This is a genomic window from Salinicola avicenniae (assembly GCF_023736115.1).
Lineage (GTDB): Bacteria > Pseudomonadota > Gammaproteobacteria > Pseudomonadales > Halomonadaceae > Salinicola > Salinicola avicenniae.
Genome location: NZ_JAKQZC010000005.1, coordinates 432,136 through 449,488 on the forward strand (window position 1 = coordinate 432,136; position 17,353 = coordinate 449,488).

The window sequence follows — 17,353 nt, forward strand, 5'->3', positions numbered from 1 at the left end:
TTGCCAAGTGAGAGGGCGATGGGCGTCCTGGGTCCCAAAGCAAAAGCAGGACCACGTCGCCGTGGCCCTGCTCTGAATACCGCCCTCCAATCAGGGCGCGTTATGCACCAACACGCTCAGCCGAACTGGTTCATGGTGTTGAGACTGCCACCGGCCTTGAGTGCAGCGGCCCCCGAGAAGTACTCCTTGTGGTCGTCGCCGATGTTCGACCCCGCCATGTCCTGATGCTTGACCGACGCCAGACCACGTCGAATCTCCTGGCGCTGGACACCGGCGACGTAGGCCAGCATACCTGGCGCACCGAAATAACCCTCGGCCAGCACGTCTGTCGACAGTGCCGCCGTATGGTAGGTCGGCAAGGTGATCAGGTGGTGGAAGATTCCCGCCTGGCGCGAGGCATCACGCTGGAAGCTTTGAATGCGGCGGTCCGCCTCCTCGGCCAGGGGAGTGTCGTCATATTCCTCGCTCATGAGACGCAGACGGTCATAGGCGCCGAGGTCCTGCCCTGCCGCCTGCCAGTCATCGAAGACCTGTTGACGGAAGTTGAGAGTCCAGTTGAACGACGGCGAGTTGTTGTAGACCAGCTTGGCGTCCGGCACGACCGCTCGAATACGCTCGACCATACCGGCAATCTGCCCGATATGTGGCTTCTCGGTCTCGATCCAGAGTAGATCGGCCCCGTTCTGCAGCGCGTGGATGCAGTCGAGTACCACGCGGTCTTCCCCGGTGTCCGAGCGGAAGCGGTAGAGCCCATTGGCCAGCCGCAGCGGCTTGCGCAGATCGCCATCCAGCTTGATGACGCTGTCGCCTTCGTTGACATCGTCGGCGGAGCAGATCGGCACGGTGTAGAGGAAACTGTTGTACTGATGAGCCAGATCCCCCGGCTCGTGGCTCACCGGCAACTTCTGAGTCAGGCCGGCGCCCAGCGAGTCGGTACGCGCGACAATCACACCCTCGTCGACGCCGAGCTCCAGAAACGCATGGCGAACCGCATTGATCTTGGCGACGAAATCCTCGTGCGGCACGGTTACCTTGCCGTCCTGATGCCCGCACTGCTTGGCATCGGAGACCTGGTTCTCCAGTTGGATACAGCAGGCGCCAGCCTCGATCATGCGTTTGGCCAGCAGGTAGGTCGCTTCTTCATTGCCGAATCCGGCATCGATATCGGCGATGATCGGCACGATGTGGGTCTCGAACTTGTCGATGCGCTCCGAGACGCTACGTGCCAGCATCTCGTTACCCTGCCGTTTCGCCGCGTCCAACTCGTGGAAAAGATGCCCCAGCTCTCTGGCGTCCGCCTGACGCAGGAAGGTGTAGAGCTCCTCGATGAGCGCAGGGACGGCCGTTTTCTCGTGCATCGACTGGTCGGGAAGCGGACCAAATTCAGAGCGCATTGCCGCGATCATCCAGCCAGATAGATAGAGGTAACGCCCAGCCGTCGTACCATGATGCTTCTTGATGGAGATCATCTTCTGCTGCCCCACGAAGCCATGCCAGCAACCGAGAGACTGGGTATAGCAGCTGGGGTCGGCATCATAGCGCTGCATGTCCCGGCGCATGATGTCTGCCGTGTAGCGTGCGATATCGAGTCCGGTACGGAAGCGATTCTGCGCTCGCATTCTCGCCACGGACTCCGGATTAATGTTGCCCCAACGCCCCTCCTGCTCAAGGCACAAGCGGGTCAGGGATTCAATATCTTTCTGATAGATGGACATGACCACCTCCGACGGCAAGACGATTTCTGGTTATTGAATGATTGTCGCCATTCTCTTTCCCGGAATTTCTTTCCAGAAAAACCCAACGAATTTTTCCATCATGAAACATTCGTTTTAACAGCTGGAAAAAAGAAATTGACGCTATCGACGGTGACACTATCTCCGACGGAGATCGTACCCAACAATCCGTCCTTTGATGCCGCGGCGTAAGGGCTTTACCCAGAATTCGCTTTTTGATCCGCTTTTGTAGTCATGTATGACATATGATACGAGACAGCGTTATCCAGCTACCGATTGGGGTGGAAAACCTGGCAATATTTACCACTTTTCTGGCAGAGTCGAAAAAGCCACGGAGATTCAATACGGTTTCACTTCACGGTGCATTGTCAAAGCCGACAAAAGCCCGCCTATGCCGTCCGAAAAATCAGAAAGCCGGCATGCGACCTTCGTCGCATGCCGGCTAGTTCACTTCCAACGCGCTTTCCCAGCCAGCGATCGCACGCCCCTGGTGGCACGCCCAGAGCCCGGTCTTGTTCACGGGCGAGTCGCACCGAGCCTCTCAGATGCGCGAGCCCGCTAGCCCCTCGTGGCCAGATCGATGCCCTCTTGCGTGACTTCCGCCACCAACTGCAATTCTTCAGGCGTCACCACATAGGGGGGCATCCAGTAGATCACGTTGCCGAGCGGACGCAGCATGACGCCGCGAGACATGGCATGACGGAAAACACGCAGCCCCCGACGCTCGCGGTAGTCGTACGGTGTCAGCGAGGCCTTGTGCCGCACCATTTCAATCGCCACCACCATGCCGGTCTGACGCACGTCGCCCACCTGCGGATGCGCTCGCAGTGGTGCTGCCAGCTCGCCCATCAGGGCTGCCTTGCCACGATTGTTGGCGATGACATCATCCTGCTCGAAGATATCCAGCGTCGCGAGCGCCGCCGCGCAGGCTAGTGGATTGCCGGTGTAGCTATGTGAATGGAGAAAGGCCCTGAGCGTCTCGTAGTCATCGTAGAACGCCCCGTAGACCGCATCGGTCGTCAAGACAACGGAAAGCGGCAGGTAGCCGCCGGTCAGCGCCTTGGAAAGACACAGGAAGTCCGGCGTGATACCGGCCTGCTCACAGGCGAAAAGCGTACCGGTTCGTCCGAAGCCGACCGCGATTTCGTCGAAGATCAGGTGCACCCCGTGACGATCGCAGGCCTCTCGCAACCAGGCCAGATACTCCGGCGGATACATGCGCATGCCACCGGCGCACTGAATCAGGGGCTCGACGATGACTGCCGACAGCTCATGGGCATGCCGCTCCAGCGCGACTTCCATCTCGGCGAATCGCACCCTCGCCTGACCGATCCACTGATCCCGTGGCAGGCCGAAACCATCCGGCGCCGGCACCTTGATCACGTCAAGCAACAGCGAACGATACGTCTCGGTAAAGATAGCGACATCGCCCACGGAGAGCGCGCCCAGCGTTTCGCCATGATAACCGTTGGTAATGGTCAGAAAGCGGCGCTTTTCGGGCCGGCCCACGTTCTGCCAATAGTGGTAACTCATCTTCAACGCCACCTCGATCGCCGAGGAGCCGTTATCGGCATAGAAGCAGTGACCGAGCCCCGCCGGCGCCAGCCGCTCGAGACGCTCGGAGAGTTCGATCACCGGCTGATGAGTAAAACCGGACAGGATGACGTGCTCGAGTTCATCGAGCTGAGACTTGATACGCGCGTTGATACGCGGATTCGCGTGCCCGAAGACATTCACCCACCAGGAACTGACGATATCCAGGTAGTGCTTGCCCTCGAAGTCCTCGAGCCAGGCGCCCTTGCCGCGCCGAATGGGGACCATCGGCAACGTTTCGTGGTCCTTCATCTGGGTACAGGGGTGCCAGACGCTGGCGAGATCCCGCCGCATCCATTCGTCGTTCAGGTTCATGATGGCCGTCCATCTTGCGGATTGTTGCCGCCCGCCATCGAGCGGGAAAGCAGCGGATCGATATCGAGAAGGTCCGCGACCGCCGCCGGTGTCGGCGCCGTCAGCCGCGGCACCACCCCCAGGCAGGGAACGCCTCCCTGCTCCCCCAGCCAGTACGACAGGGCATCGAGGTTGTCTTCCATCCGCGGCATGTCGGCCTCCACGATATTGGCGACCCAGCCGGCGACGCGTAAGCCATCGCGCTGGATCGCCTCCAGCGTCAGGCGGGCATGGTTGATCGCCCCCAGCCGCACGCCAACAACCAGGATGACCGGGAGTCCGAGTTCCCGCGCGAGATCGGATAGCGATTCGTTTCCGGCGAGCGGCACCCGCCAGCCGCCGGCCCCCTCGATGACGGTAAAACCCGACCCATCGGCAAGCAGCGAGCGCATGGGTGGCGCCAGGCGTGCCACGGTCAGTGGCTCCCCCGCTTCCCTGGCGGCGATATGTGGCGCAATCGCCGGCGCCAGGGCGACCGGGTTGATGGCCGCGTAATCGAGCCTCGGCTCGCATACGGCCTGGATCGCCAGCGCATCGGTATTGCGCAGGCCCGCGGACGTGCGCTCGCAGCCCGAGGCGACGGGCTTGCCGCCGGCGGTCGTCAACCCTCGCCGCCGCGCGGCAGCAAGCAGGCCCGTGGCGATAACCGTCTTGCCGGCATCGGTATCGGTGCCGGTGAGGAAATAGGCAGTCATGATTCATTCTCCGGGCGATAAACGCTGCATCAGTACGCTGGCAACCCGATAACGCGTGGGGATGCCGGCAGCGACACGGTGAGCTTCCAGCGCCTGCAGACGTCGCGCCATCCTCGCGCGGCCAGCAAGCCCCGCCGAGACCGGACGCGTCGTCAGCGTGTTGGCACCAATGCGCTGGAGTGCCCGCAGCGCCGATCGCGCATCGGCGTGCCAGGTACGATGCGTGGCCCAGGAAAGCCGCCGGCATCGCAGACCGTTGACGTCCAGCTCCGCTTCCAGCTCGGAAGGCGTCAGGAAACGGTTGACGGGAACCGTGCCGTCGGCACGCAGCCAGGCGTCGCGCAGCTCGCTCAGGCTCTCGTCGCCCAACGTCGTGAACGCCAGCCAGCCGCCCGGACGCAGTACTCGCGCGGCTTCCCCCAACGCCTTGTCGAGCGAGTCGCACCACTGCAACGCGAGACTCGAGACGATCAGATCGCGGCTCGCGTCGGCCAGTGGCAAGCGCTCCGCTTCCCCTACCAGCCAGCGAACCGGCAAATCACCATGGCGCTGGCACGCGCTGGCAATCATGCCCGGCGCCAGATCGAGACCGATTCCCTCGATCTCATTCTGCCGCCCCCCGAATCGTCGTATCAGCTGCGAGATCGCATAGCCGGTGCCGCAGCCCAGGTCGAGGACATCAAGGGGGGCAGGGGCGGTCGCGGTCAATGCGGACAACGGCAGCGCCTCCAGCAACGCATCGGCGACCTCTCGCTGCAGCTGCGCCTCGCCGTCATAACGCTCCGCCGCCCGGGAAAAACCGTTCGCGATCCGCTGCTGTCGGGTAGCGTCCGCCCGCACGCTGACGGTGACCGGGCTCATGGGGCCAGCGCTCGCGGCCGCTTCGAGACACGCAGAAATGCCGCCATCCGCTCGGCGGTCTCCTCGGCATGCGCCAGCGGAAAAGCATGGCCGGCATCCGGCAGGCATGCCGTCCGGCTGCCCACGGGCAACCTTGATGCGATAGCGGCCCGCGCCGCAACAGGCACCAGCAGATCGTTCTCCGCGAACAGGTGAAACTGCGGTATGCGTAACGTCGAGAGCGCCTCGCGCAGATCCAGCGTCGCCAGCACCGCCAGGCCGGCGAGCGAGTGATCCAGCGGCGTCGACTGCAATGCCTCGAGCAGCGTTCGGCTCAGCCGCCGCGCATCGCGTCCGCCCTGGGCGCTCAACTGCGCGAATCGGGTCAATGTCCGGCCGGGGCCGGTAGCGAGACCGTCGCGGAATGCCTCGAAGGTCTCGCCAGACATGGCGGTCGGCCAGCCGGGGCGCGCGACGAAGCTGGCGTTGGTGCCCAGCGTGACCAGCCCGCAAGCCGCATGGCCCCGCCACTGCGCCAGTGCCGTGGCGAGCATACCGCCCAGCGACCACCCTGCCAGCCAGGCACCGGTCGGCAAGGTGCGGTCCAGCATCGCCACCCAGCTCTCGGGACGATGACTGGTCAACCCGGCATAGCTGGCGCACTCGATATGCCAATCGGGCAGCTGCTGACGTAGCGCCTCGATCAGCGGCCTCAACGGTTGCGGCCCCAGCGCCCACCCTGGCAACACTATCAGCGTCGGTGACGTCGTCGCCGGTGGCATCGATATCGATGTCGCGTTCGCGCCAGCATCATTCATGATCTCTCCCTCCCCGCGATCCGGGACGGATGCGAGACGCGATAGAGCGTCTCCAGCAATCGATCCACATCCGCGCGTGTGTGCGAGGCCGAGAGCGTCACCCGCAGCCGCGCACTGCCGACCGGCACGGTCGGGGAGCGGATCGCGCTGCACCAGATCCCGCTCGCCTCGAGCGACTCGGCCATGGCTAACGCGGCAAGATCGTTGCCGCCATCCTCTCCGTCACCAGCCCGCTGCGCACTATGCCGACTGACGACCAGTGGCTGAATTGGCGTGCAGGATGGCATCAGCGTTAGCCCATGGGCATGCAGACCCGCGGCTTCACGACGAAAATGCGCGATCAAGCTATCGAGATGCCCGCGCCTCTCGGGTTCGTTCTCGACAAGATCGAGGCTGGTCAGGGTCGCCCAGGCGAGCGCCGGCGACAGGCTGGTGGTGTAGACATAAGGCCGCGAGAACTGGATCAATGCCTCGATCAGCGCGTCGCTGCCGGCAACGAAAGCCCCTTGCGTACCCAACGCCTTGCCCAAGGTGCCCATGAGCACCGGCACGGCCTGAGGCGTGACGCTCTGAGACTCCAGCGTGCCGCGTCCGGTGACGCCGAGTACACCCAGGCCATGCGCATCGTCGACCATCAGCCAGGCGTGATGGCGCTCGCAGGCCGAAGCCAGTGCGGGCAGATCGGCCGTATCGCCATCCATGCTGAAAACGCCATCGGTCACCACCAGCCGTCGACGTGACGGATCGAGCGCCGCCAGACGCTGCTCGCAGGCCGTCGCGTCGCCATGGGCAAACCTCTCGAGTCCGGCGCCGGCCAGACGCGTCGCGTCCAGTAGCGAGGCGTGGTTGAGACGATCGTGCAGCGCGATGTCACCTCGTCCCAGCAGCGCGGAAATCACCCCAAGATTGGCTTGATAACCGCTGGAGAAAAGCAGTGCCCGCTCTCGTCCGGTCCACGTCGCAAGCCGTTGTTCGAGCCGCTCGTGCGCTTCGCTGTGGCCGCAGACCAGATGCGACGCCCCGCCGCCGGTACCGAAACGTCTGGCCCCTTCGGCCAGCGCTTCGGCCAACCGTGGCTCACCGGCCAGGCCAAGATAGTCGTTGCTGCAGAACGTGAGTCGATCGTGTGGGCCACGCACACCGGCGCCTGACGTGGTGCGACGTTCGCGATAACGATGACGTTCACGCTGCCGCTGCAAGCGGGCTTGCAGGGCGCCATCGAGCGTGTCGCGGTGAAGATCAGGCATGGGTATCAGCGTCCGGCGGCCGCGTCGGTGACCCGCTCACCGATTCTCGCCTGCGCCAGCGTCTCGCGAATCGCCGCCTCGTGCGTCGTATCGTCGAAACCTTCACGCCGCTCGGGATGCAGGCCTAGCCGCGCGAACAGTTGACGATCGTGGCTAGCCTGCGGGTTCTGGGCAGTCAGCAGGCGATCGCCGTAAAAGAGAGAGTTGGCGCCAGCGAAAAAGGCCATGGCCTGCGTTTCGTCGCTCATCAGCTCGCGACCGGCTGCCAATCGGACATGGGACTGCGGCATCAGGATGCGCGCCACGGCGATGGTGCGAACGAACTCGAACGGATCGAGCGCCTCGACGTCGGCCAGCGGGGTCCCTTCGATCCGGATCAGCATGTTGATGGGCACGCTCTCCGGATGCACCGGCAGGTTGGCCAACTGCTGCAGTAGGCCGGCACGATCCTCGACGCTCTCGCCCATGCCCAGAATCCCGCCGCTGCAGATCTTCATGCCGGCATGGCGCACGTGATCCAGCGTCTCGAGACGGTCGGCATAGGTCCGCGTGGTGATGATCTCGCCGTAGTACTCCGGCGAGGTATCGAGGTTATGGTTGTAGTAGTCGAGCCCCGCCTCGCCGAGCTGATCCGCCTGCTCACGGCTCAGCATGCCCAGTGTCATGCAGGTCTCCAGGCCCATGGCGCGGACGCCTCGCACCATGTCGATCACATAGGGCATGTCCCTGGCGGTGGGGTGTTTCCAGGCCGCGCCCATGCAGAAGCGACTGGCACCGACCTCGAGCGCCCGGCGCGCCTCCGTCAGAACCGCTTCGACCTGCATCAGCTTCTCGCGATCGAGACCGGTGTTGTAATGCCCCGACTGCGGGCAGTACTTGCAGTCCTCCGGGCAGGCGCCGGTCTTGATCGAGAGCAGCGTCGAGATCTGTACCGCGTTGGGATAGAAATGACGCCGATGCACGCCCTGGGCCCGGAACAGCAGATCGTTGAACGGCAGCGTCAGCAGCGTTTGGATCTCGTCACGCTGCCAGTCGTGGCGCACGCCATCGTCCGCCGTTGACGACCCGGCGCGAACGCGGCCCAGTCTGGACGTTGGTATCGAGGTGTCTGTCGTTTCAGCCATGGCCACAGTCAACCTTGGTTATTCTAAAAGTTGACAAAGGGTGCCATGCCCCGTGGTCAACTTCAAACAATAACCAGGTTTACCAATGCCGCCGACTTCATCACAGCCGGCGCTCACCCCGCCGGCATCAGAGACCTCGCGAAGCTGGCGTCGAAGTCGTCGGGATCGAGCCGCTGCGACCAGCCGATGATCGGAATCCTGTCGTGATTCGGGCCGCCACGCGTCGGGACCACATACTCCCAGGCGATGCGCCCGTCCCGCGTCACCTCCACCAGACGCCCCCCATCGGATTCGCTGATCAGGGTATTGCCGTTGTCGAGTCGGTGCTGATCACCGCGGATCTCGCTCTCCAGCGGGTGTTCGGCCGTGCCGGCGTACTGCCAGCGAATTGCCATCGTGCGGGGATCGAACTCGAGAATGCGCGTCTCGCCCTCGGCCGCGTGATAGTGACCACGATTGTCGAACAGCGCGATATCGCCGTTGGGCAGCACATCCGGGTCGTGCTGACGAATCCAGGGCCCTCGCGTGGCCCACTTGATCTCCTGGCTGCGCGGATCGATAACGGCAATCGAACTGGTCTCACGAAACGACAGCAGCAGATCGCCCTCGTCACCGAAGGCGAAATGTCGGGCCTTGTCGGCGTCAATGTAATCGACGGCATTGGCATGAATCGGATCCCCCACCATGATGCCGGGCACGTTATCCAGCAACTCTCGGTAGCGAGAGGTCTGAATCGCCGGCAACAAGCGCGTCCGCTGTTGCTCCTTCCCGTCGGCCGATAGCACCACGAGGGAGTCTTCCAGACGCGGCGGCTTGAGATAGCTCAACCCCTCGAGTTCATCGTCGAAGATGCCGTGTACCAGTGCGTAGATACGTCCGTCGTCGCCGATCGCGAACTGATGATGGGCGCGTCCGGCGTAGCGCCAGATCACGTTGGAGTCCTTGTCGAGCTTGACCAGCCCATAGCCGTAGGGCGTGTCGCCATTCCCCTCATAGAGCGCGATCAGATCCCCGTTGGGCTGCACCTGGGCGTTGCGAAAGTGAATGAACTCGTCAGGGCGCGGGTTGGGGATTCCCTCGCCATCGGGCCACACTTCGCTATAAGGTTTTCGCCACTCGTGGACCACGTTTCCCGACATGTCGATCAGATAGGCAGCAGGCTCGGTCCCCACCGTATAGAGCGTCAGCCCTTCACGCGCGAGCTGCGGGTCGTGTTGCGTCACGCCGCGAGTATCGGTGCGCTGCGCCCGCCAGATATCCCCCTTGAAAACGTCACTGTAGTCGGTCATCTGATGATAGAGCGCCTGACCGGCCTGGTAGGCATTCTGGATCTGTGGGCCGGGAAAGAAGTTCGTCACCACCGAGAAAGCGCCAACGACAAAAACAATGACCAGCAAGGCAATGATCGCCAGCGTCTTGAAGATCCGATCGCCAAGCGTGTCGGCAGCAGTATCGGCGTTCGGCGAACGCCCGGGAGGCCTGGACGCGTCCATGTCGAGCTCCTGTTCGAATTTCCGAGCCGGACATCGGCTCGGTCGTCCGCCGTGAAGCCGATGACTCCACCCACGGTCGATCAAGACTTAGAGAGAGAGCCTGCAGGCAGGGTTCATCCCTTTTCGTAGTCTTGATGTGACGAATGGCCCGTTTTGCTTGCCAGTCACCGCCACTGCGTAACCTCGCCGCCGACTTTCGTTGCGAATATGTGGCGGCGTTGCGAATATGTGGCGGCGTTGCGAATACGTGGCAGCGTTGCCAAGGCGTATCAGCGTTGCCAGAGGATGCGAGGATCTTCCAGCGGTAGCGCGACGGCGTCGTGCCAAGGGCGAGCGCGCAGACTGAAATCATCAGCATCGCGCTCGGTGGCCAGCGACAACGTGAAGCGACAGGACTCCCCGACCATCTCGGTATCGGCTTCCATCGCCAGACAGACCGCAGCCTCGGCCGGCGTCTCGTCGGCATAGAGCTCGACTCTGATCGCCGAGGGCACCAGCCCACCAAGATGCACTTGCGCGGCGAAGTGATGGTGTCCGGGCTCGCTCGTCACCCGGCATTCACCGAAGCCGACCGCTGGCCACGCTTGTTCGATACCACGCTGCCAGTCGGCGATCTCGCGCCCTAGCGCCCCCGCATTCGCCTCGCGTTCGCGGAAAGCGGCCGCCAGCGGGCGGTAGTAGCGTCGGTAATACTCGCCGAGCATTCGGCTGGCCGAGAAGCGCGGCGTCAGCCGGCTCATGCTGGCGCGCATACGCGCTACCCAGGCCTGCGGAACGCCATGTTCGTCACGATCATAGAAGGCCGGCACGATCTCGTTCTCGAGTCGTGCGTACAGCACCTCGGCATCCCGAGTGTCCCAGGCGGGATCGTCGCCGTGCTCCTCTCCGTCGCCCAACGCCCACCCCAAGTCCGGCCGATAGGCCTCCACCCACCAACCATCGAGCTCCGACAGATTGAGCCCGCCGTTGACCAGCACCTTCATGCCACTCGTGCCGCAGGCTTCCCATGGCCGCCGTGGCGTATTGATCCAGACATCCACGCCGCGCACCAGCTCCTGGGTCAGCCGCATATCGTAGTCGGCAAGAAAGATCACGCTGGCACGCACGTCCGGTCGCCGTGAGAAGTCGACCCACTGCCGGATCATCTCCTGCCCGGCCCGATCGGCGGGATGCGCCTTGCCGGCCACCAGCAGCTGAACCGGACGCGTGGCGCTACTCAGCAGTCGCACCAGACGCTCGGGATCGTGCAAAAGCAGGTTAGGCCGCTTGTAGGTGGCGAAACGCCGCGCGAACCCCAGCGTCAGCGCCTCCGGGTCGAGCACGTGGCGCGCCCGTTCGATGCTCTCGGGGCTACCACCGGAGACCGCTACCTGCCGCGCCAGTAGCTCCCGGGCGTAAGCGATCAGTTGGCGGCTCGAGAGCTTGTGCAGCTCCCAGAGTCGGGCCGCCGGAACGACCTCCATGGCGGCACCCAGCACGTCTTCGCCGGATAGCCAATGAGGTTGGCAGCAGAACTGCATCCACAGCGATTCCGCAGCCGGCGACGACCAGGTCGGCATATGCACGCCATTGGTGATATGCGCGATGGGGATCTGCCACGTTGGCCAGCGAGGAAAGAGAGGCTGAAAAATCGCGCGCGAGACGCGGCCGTGGAGACGGCTGACGCCGTTCACCGCTCGACTGCCACGGCAGGCTAGATAGGCCATGTTGAAGCGCTCGCTGGCATCTTCGGGTCGGCTGCGCCCCAGCGCCAGCAGCGCATCGATACCAATGCCCAATCGATGGTCCGCGTACTCTCCCAGATAGCGCACGATCAGTGACGGCGAGAAGCGATCGAAGCCAGCCTCCACCGCCGTGTGGGTAGTGAAAAGATTGCCGGCTCGGGTGATCGCGAAAGCGACATCGAAGGGCTCTCCGTGCTGTTCCATTCGCGAGCGGGCACGTTCGAGCACCACCAGCGCCGCATGCCCTTCATTGAGGTGACAGACCTCGGGTCGGATATCCAGCATCTCGAGCAGCCGCCAGCCGCCGAGGCCAAGCAGCATCTCCTGCTTCAGGCGTACCTCTTCGTCGCCACCGTAGAGTTCGCTCGTGATCCCCCGGTAGACCGGATAGTTGGCCACGTCGTTGCTGTCGAGCAGATAGAGCCGCGTATTGCCGACCCGCGCCTCCCAGATTCGTAACCAGATCGAGTAGCCCGGCAGCGCCACTTCGATACGCAACCATTCGCCTTGCGCCGTCCGTACCGGCGAGATCGGCAGTTGCCCCGGGTCGTTGTAGGGATAGAGCGCCTGCTGGTGCCCTTGCGCATCCAGCGTCTGCCGAAAGTAGCCACGCTGATAGAGCAGGCCGACCCCGATCACCGGCAAATGGAAATCACTGGCCGCCTTCAGCTGATCACCGGCCACGTTGCCCAATCCGCCAGAGTAGATTGGCAACGCCTCGCTGAGCATGAACTCCATGCTGAAATAGGCAATCGAGAACGGCGTGTCCCCTGCCCCCAATGGTGTCTCGGCGTGATGTTCGGACCGTACACGCCGCGCGGCGATCAACGCACGCAGCTGCACCGCGGTCCCGGCATCCGACAGGAAGTGGTGCAGGCGCTCGCGGGACACCGTCTGCAGCACCGCCCAGGGGTTGTGCGTCAGGTGCCAGAGCCGGGCATCGAGCGCGCGCCAGATCCAGTCGGTCTCCTGGTGCCAGGTGCAGCTCAGATCCAGCGCCAGTTCGACCAGATGTTCGTAGTCGGGCATATCGCCCGCCGTCTCGTCACGCGCTGCCATCGCCTCACCTCACCTCACCGGTTGAATCGCGGATGCCTGCAATCAGTCTGGCGCGATTTCCCGACCCGGACAATGTCGTCCAATGCGCTTTAAACGAGCGCGCTACGAGACAAATCGACAATCAACGATAAAACTCACAAGTATACTTAACTTCCTCTAGTATCAAGATATCACTTAATACTTTGATTTTGTTTATAAACTGATAATCGCATCCCAAAATGCCCTGAGTCATTCTGATGCTAAAGCCACCTAACGCCACCATGCCGGGCCTTGTGGTGAAATGCCGCACTCGCGACGCGGCACATTACAAGGCAACTCCTTGGCATGCTAAGTTTCAAATACGGTCCGTGTTCAGGGAGTTATCGATGCACGCTGACAAGACTTTCCCGCTTCAATCGATCGATCTCGACGTGTTCGTTTTATTTGACGACGTCCGCATTGTATCCGGCAACTTGCTTGTCTCGATCGGTCAGGAGAATCGCCACGATGCGCCGTAGTGCCACGTCTTTCCGCGGCATCCTGTCGATCGTGGGCGATATCGTCGAAGTCGATGCGCGCGCGGCGCAAAAGCTGGGCATCCTGCCGCGCAATCGCGAGCTGGCGCTGATCGAACAGGACGGGCGCCCCTTCTCGCTGGCCCAGGTCGCTCGCATCGACCGCGACCGGGTATCACTTCAGGTCTTCGCCGGCACCCAGGGGCTATCAAACCGGGCTCAGATTCGCTTCCTGGGCCGTCTGATGCAGGCCATCTACTCTCATAACATTTATGGCCGGGTCTTCAACGGTGCCGGCGAACCGATGGATTTCGGCCCCCGGCTCGACGACGATCCACGCGTCGATATCGCCGGTCCGACGGTCAACCCGATGGCGCGCATTCTCGCGTCGCGCATGATCCGCACCGACATCCCGATGATCGATGTCTTCAACTGCCTGGTGGAGAGCCAGAAGATCCCTATCTTCTCGGTCGCCGGCGAGCCTCATAACGCCCTGCTGGCGCGTATCGGTATCCAGGCCGACGCCGATGTCGTGGTCTTCGGCGGTATCGGCCTGATCTACGATGACTTTCATGTTTTCCGCCAAGCCTTCGAAGAGGCCGGGGTGCTCTCCCGCTGCGTCATGTTCGTCAATCTCGCCTCCGACCCGGTGGTCGAGCGGACGCTCATTCCGGATCTTGCCCTGGCGGTCGCCGAACGTCTGGCGGTTGAAGAAGGTAAGCGAGTCCTGGTGCTGCTCTCCGACATGACCGCGTTTGCCGACGCCCTCAAGGAGCTGGGCATCGCCATGGAGCATATTCCCTCCAATCGCGGCTACATGGGCGATCTCTACTCCCAGCTCGCCCGACGCTACGAGAAGGCGTGTGACTATCGGGGAGCGGGCTCCGTCACCATTCTGAGCGTGACCACCATGCCCGGCCACGACGTCACGCATCCAGTACCGGACAATACCGGCTATATCACCGAAGGCCAGTTCTACCTGCATGACGGCGTGCTCGACCCCTTCGGCTCGCTATCGCGGCTCAAGCAGCACGTCATCGGCAAGCAGACCCGCGAGGATCACGGCCAGATCATGAACACCATGATTCGCTACTACGCGGAGGGCATCGAGGCTGAACAGAAACAGGCCATGGCCTTCGAGCTCTCTCCCTTCGACCACGAATTGCTGCGCTTCGCGCGGCGCTTCCGCGAACGCTTCATGCGGCTGGACGTGCGCCTGCCGCTTGAAGCCGCGCTGGACGCCTGCTGGGCCCTTTTGGCCGAGTGCTTCCAGCGCGACGAAGTGGTCATCAAGCAATCCCTCAAGGACACCTACTGGCCCGACCATGCCGACCACGACGCCGACGCTGAACAAGAGCTCGCTCAGTCGTCTTAAGCGACAGCGGGCCATGTACCAGCGCTACCTGCCGGCGCTGGAGATGAAGCAGCGCATGCTGCTCATGCTGCAAAAGCAGGCACAGACCCACCTCCAGGCACTGCGTGACGAAAAAGCCGCACAGCAGGCGACTATCGGCGAGGAGCTTTCGATGCTGGCTGACGAGGTACCGTTACCTGAAGCGCCGCTGCAGATAACGGCGGTGCGGGTCACGCAGGAAAATCTGGTTGGGGTCAACCTGCCACGCCTGGATGCCGTCGAGATCGAGCACCGCCCTATCGGTCTGCTCAACGAAGCGCACTGGGTACGGCAACTGGTCGAGCACGCCGAGGCGACGCTACGACGGCGCATCGCGATCCAGGTACTCGAGCAGCGGCTGGCGCTGCTCAAAGCGGCCACGCGCACGGTGACGCAGCGCGTCAACCTGTTCTCCAAGGTGATGATCCCCACGGTCGAACGACAGATCGCACGTATCGACCTCTACCTGGCCGACCAGGAGAGAGCTTCGGTCGTCCGCGCCAAGCTGGCCAAGCAGAAACATGCCATGGCGCGTGCGCAATGAGCATCGTCACCATGCGCAGAGCGACGCTGATCGGCAGCTACACGCACCGACGCGAGATACTCGAACGCCTGCAGACGCTCGGTGTCGCCCACATCGAAACCCGCGGCTTGACGGGTGGCGAACCGCATCGCACGCACGTCGAACTACAAGAGGCGCTGGGCTACCTGCTGGCCAGCCCCTATCGACGTCGAATGCTGCCACCGACCTCTCAACCCGACCGCCAGCAACTGCTGCAAGAGATTCAGGCCAATCGCCGCCGCCGCGAACAGGTCCAGGACCGGTTGACGCTGCTGCATCGACATCGTCAAGAACTCGAACCCTGGGGCGAGTTCGAGTTTCCCGATCTCGCGGATATCGGCAGACAGCGGCTCTGGTTCTATCTGGCTCCCCTGAGCCAACGCCAAGCGCTCGCGGCGATCGCACTCCCCTGGGTCGTAATCAGTCACGACCATCGTCAGCTTTATCTGGTGATCGTCTCCCCAACCGAGCCGACACCGGAGCAAGTGCCGTTCGAGCGCTCCCACACCGGCGGCGCCTCGCTGCGCAAGATGCATCTCGAGGAAGCCGCGCTGCAGGTCGAGCTGGAAAAACTGGATGCCGAGCGCTACCTGCTCACCCGTTGGATTCGTTACCTCGCCAGCCAGCTCGCTCGGGCCAGCGATGCCGATGCCCTCGATCTGGCGGAACGGGCCAGCGACACGGACGAGGTGCTGTTCCGGCTCAGTGCGTGGGTCCCCGCGCAGCAGCTCCCGTCGCTCAATGCCCTGTGCGACGTCGTGCCTGTGGCGCTGGTGCACCGCGCCCCAGCCGCCGATGAAGAGCCGCCGATTCTGCTCGATAACCCGGAATGGGCGGCAGGCGGCGAGGAAGCGCTCAAGTTCTTCCAGCTCCCCGACTATCGCAGCTGGGATCCGTCGATGATGCTCTTTCTCTCTTTCTCGCTGTTCTTCGCCGTGATCCTGGCCGACGCCGGCTATGCCCTGGCCGGAGGTGCGCTCTGCCTGCTGTCCCGACCCCGCTGGAAACGAACCCGCACCGGCCGACGACTGGGCAATCTGGCGCTGGCGATGTTCGCCACATCGCTGATCTACGGTGTGCTCGTCGGCAGCTACTTCGGCCTGGCTCCGCCACCCGGTTCCTGGCTAGGCAGCCTGCACTGGCTCGATATGGACGACTTCGACGCCATGATGACGCTCTCCATCGCCGTCGGTGTCGTTCACCTGATGCTCGCCAACGCCTTAGCGGCTTGGTATGCCCGCCCACGCTGGCGGGCCTTGGGATACCTGGGCTGGGTCGTCATGCTCCTCTGCGGCTTTCTGCTGTGGCGGGCGACCCAACAGCCCCTCCCCGAGCCGCTTCTCGCCATGCCCTGGAGCTACGGTTTGATCGTCGGTGCTCTGCTCGTGATGGGGTTTTCCAGCGACAAGCCCTTCGATACCTGGCCCCATCGACTACAGCATCTGACCGGCGGCGTGACGTCGCTGGCCGGACTAACGCAGGCCTTCGGCAACGCCTTGAGCTATATGCGCTTGTTCGCGCTCGGGCTGTCCAGTGCCTCGCTGGCGGTCACCTTCAACCAGCTGGCCCTGCAGGCGCGAGATAGCCTGTCGGGAGGCGGCATGCTGGCCTTTCTGGTGATCCTGCTGCTGGGACACCTGATCAATTTTGCGCTGGCTCTCATGGGGGGCGTCGTCCACGGCCTGCGACTCAACCTGATCGAGTTTCTGCACTGGGGCATTCGTGGCGAAGGACGCCCCTACCAAGCATTCGCCAACAAGGAGGCGTCGACGTGGATCAAGTGATTGTGGTGCTCGGATGGCTGGGCATCTATGCCCCGGTAGCCCTTGGCACCATTGGTAGTTCGATCGGCTGTACCGTGGCCGGGCAGGCCGCCGCCGGCGCCATGCTGGATGTCGAGAGCGGCTACGGCAAATTCATCGGCGTCGCTGCCATGCCCTCGACTCAGGCGATCCTCGGTATCGTGATCATGTTCACGCTCAACCGGGAGGTCACACTGGCCAATGGCGGCGGTATCGCCGCCATCGGGCTGCTCGCCGGCATCGCCTTTCTGTTCAACGGCATCTATCAGGGACGCTCGCTGGCCAGTGCCATCGATGCCGCCAAGCACAAGCCGGAAATCTTCGGTATGTCGCTGGCGCCGGCGGCCATCGTCGAAGGGTTTGCGGTCTTCACCTTCGTCTTCGCGCTCGTCTTGAGCGGCTCGTTACCCAGTTGAGGTTCC

14 protein-coding genes are annotated in these 17,353 nt (G+C 63.1%); 5 read left to right on the forward strand and 9 right to left on the reverse strand.

Translation table 11 applies throughout. The features are described 5' to 3' along the window. Positions 1-116 precede the first annotated feature (116 nt). The 9 genes from MC381_RS14050 to glgP form a co-directional block, all read right to left on the reverse strand. On the reverse strand, positions 117-1,715 hold the full coding sequence (locus MC381_RS14050) for an isocitrate lyase (RefSeq protein WP_251978372.1): 1,599 nt from the start codon (positions 1,713-1,715) through the stop codon (positions 117-119). 576 nt (positions 1,716-2,291) lie between these two features. Then, positions 2,292-3,641, reverse strand: a complete 1,350-nt coding sequence (locus tag MC381_RS14055) for an adenosylmethionine--8-amino-7-oxononanoate transaminase (RefSeq protein ID WP_251978373.1) — start codon at positions 3,639-3,641, stop codon at positions 2,292-2,294. Further along, on the reverse strand, positions 3,638-4,375 hold the full coding sequence (bioD, locus tag MC381_RS14060) for a dethiobiotin synthase (RefSeq protein WP_251978374.1): 738 nt from the start codon (positions 4,373-4,375) through the stop codon (positions 3,638-3,640). The genes MC381_RS14055 and bioD overlap by 4 nt, the downstream gene beginning before the upstream one ends. A gap of 3 nt (positions 4,376-4,378) precedes the next feature. Further along, positions 4,379-5,236, reverse strand: coding sequence for a methyltransferase domain-containing protein (locus tag MC381_RS14065; protein ID WP_251978375.1), 858 nt, complete (start codon positions 5,234-5,236; stop codon positions 4,379-4,381). Next, positions 5,233-6,033 carry an alpha/beta fold hydrolase gene (locus MC381_RS14070; RefSeq protein ID WP_251978376.1) on the reverse strand — a complete coding sequence of 267 codons (801 nt, stop codon included), beginning with the start codon at positions 6,031-6,033 and terminating at the stop codon, positions 5,233-5,235. The genes MC381_RS14065 and MC381_RS14070 overlap by 4 nt, the downstream gene beginning before the upstream one ends. Continuing rightward, positions 6,030-7,280, reverse strand: a complete 1,251-nt coding sequence (gene bioF, locus MC381_RS14075; RefSeq protein ID WP_251978377.1) for an 8-amino-7-oxononanoate synthase — start codon at positions 7,278-7,280, stop codon at positions 6,030-6,032. Before bioF ends, MC381_RS14070 begins: the two co-directional genes overlap by 4 nt. Positions 7,281-7,285: 5 nt before the next feature. Further along, on the reverse strand, positions 7,286-8,404 hold the full coding sequence (bioB, locus tag MC381_RS14080; protein WP_251978378.1) for a biotin synthase BioB: 1,119 nt from the start codon (positions 8,402-8,404) through the stop codon (positions 7,286-7,288). Positions 8,405-8,517: 113 nt separating this feature from the next. After that, positions 8,518-9,897: an arylsulfotransferase family protein gene (locus MC381_RS14085; RefSeq protein WP_251978379.1), complete on the reverse strand. Its 1,380-nt coding sequence runs from the start codon at positions 9,895-9,897 to the stop codon at positions 8,518-8,520. Positions 9,898-10,166: 269 nt separating this feature from the next. Next, positions 10,167-12,680, reverse strand: coding sequence for an alpha-glucan family phosphorylase (gene glgP, locus MC381_RS14090; protein ID WP_251978380.1), 2,514 nt, complete (start codon positions 12,678-12,680; stop codon positions 10,167-10,169). A gap of 365 nt (positions 12,681-13,045) precedes the next feature. Here glgP and MC381_RS18300 point away from each other — a divergent pair, with 365 nt between their 5' ends. The 5 genes from MC381_RS18300 to MC381_RS14110 are packed head-to-tail and all read left to right on the forward strand — an operon-like array spanning position 13,046 to position 17,347. After that, positions 13,046-13,177, forward strand: coding sequence for a hypothetical protein (locus tag MC381_RS18300; RefSeq protein WP_264297442.1), 132 nt, complete (start codon positions 13,046-13,048; stop codon positions 13,175-13,177). Continuing rightward, positions 13,167-14,549, forward strand: a complete 1,383-nt coding sequence (locus tag MC381_RS14095; RefSeq protein WP_251978381.1) for a V-type ATP synthase subunit B — start codon at positions 13,167-13,169, stop codon at positions 14,547-14,549. Before MC381_RS18300 ends, MC381_RS14095 begins: the two co-directional genes overlap by 11 nt. Positions 14,550-14,562: 13 nt before the next feature. Beyond that, positions 14,563-15,111 carry a V-type ATP synthase subunit D gene (locus tag MC381_RS14100; protein WP_251978382.1) on the forward strand — a complete coding sequence of 183 codons (549 nt, stop codon included), beginning with the start codon at positions 14,563-14,565 and terminating at the stop codon, positions 15,109-15,111. Then, positions 15,108-16,913 carry a V-type ATP synthase subunit I gene (locus tag MC381_RS14105; RefSeq protein ID WP_251978383.1) on the forward strand — a complete coding sequence of 602 codons (1,806 nt, stop codon included), beginning with the start codon at positions 15,108-15,110 and terminating at the stop codon, positions 16,911-16,913. The genes MC381_RS14100 and MC381_RS14105 overlap by 4 nt, the downstream gene beginning before the upstream one ends. Then, a complete protein-coding gene (locus MC381_RS14110; protein WP_251978384.1) occupies positions 16,901-17,347 on the forward strand; it encodes an ATP synthase subunit C in 447 nt (148 codons plus the stop codon). Before MC381_RS14105 ends, MC381_RS14110 begins: the two co-directional genes overlap by 13 nt. The last annotated feature ends 6 nt before the right edge of the window (positions 17,348-17,353 follow it).

Coding starts and splice junctions, on each gene's coding strand:
- MC381_RS14050 (WP_251978372.1), bottom strand. CDS start 1,715: ATGTCCATCTATCAGAAAGATATTGAATCCCTGACCCGCTTGTGCCTT.
- MC381_RS14055 (WP_251978373.1), bottom strand. CDS start 3,641: ATGAACCTGAACGACGAATGGATGCGGCGGGATCTCGCCAGCGTCTGG.
- bioD (WP_251978374.1), bottom strand. CDS start 4,375: ATGACTGCCTATTTCCTCACCGGCACCGATACCGATGCCGGCAAGACG.
- MC381_RS14065 (WP_251978375.1), bottom strand. CDS start 5,236: ATGAGCCCGGTCACCGTCAGCGTGCGGGCGGACGCTACCCGACAGCAG.
- MC381_RS14070 (WP_251978376.1), bottom strand. CDS start 6,033: ATGAATGATGCTGGCGCGAACGCGACATCGATATCGATGCCACCGGCG.
- bioF (WP_251978377.1), bottom strand. CDS start 7,280: ATGCCTGATCTTCACCGCGACACGCTCGATGGCGCCCTGCAAGCCCGC.
- bioB (WP_251978378.1), bottom strand. CDS start 8,404: ATGGCTGAAACGACAGACACCTCGATACCAACGTCCAGACTGGGCCGC.
- MC381_RS14085 (WP_251978379.1), bottom strand. CDS start 9,897: ATGGACGCGTCCAGGCCTCCCGGGCGTTCGCCGAACGCCGATACTGCT.
- glgP (WP_251978380.1), bottom strand. CDS start 12,680: ATGGCAGCGCGTGACGAGACGGCGGGCGATATGCCCGACTACGAACAT.
- MC381_RS18300 (WP_264297442.1), top strand. CDS start 13,046: ATGCACGCTGACAAGACTTTCCCGCTTCAATCGATCGATCTCGACGTG.
- MC381_RS14095 (WP_251978381.1), top strand. CDS start 13,167: ATGCGCCGTAGTGCCACGTCTTTCCGCGGCATCCTGTCGATCGTGGGC.
- MC381_RS14100 (WP_251978382.1), top strand. CDS start 14,563: ATGTACCAGCGCTACCTGCCGGCGCTGGAGATGAAGCAGCGCATGCTG.
- MC381_RS14105 (WP_251978383.1), top strand. CDS start 15,108: ATGAGCATCGTCACCATGCGCAGAGCGACGCTGATCGGCAGCTACACG.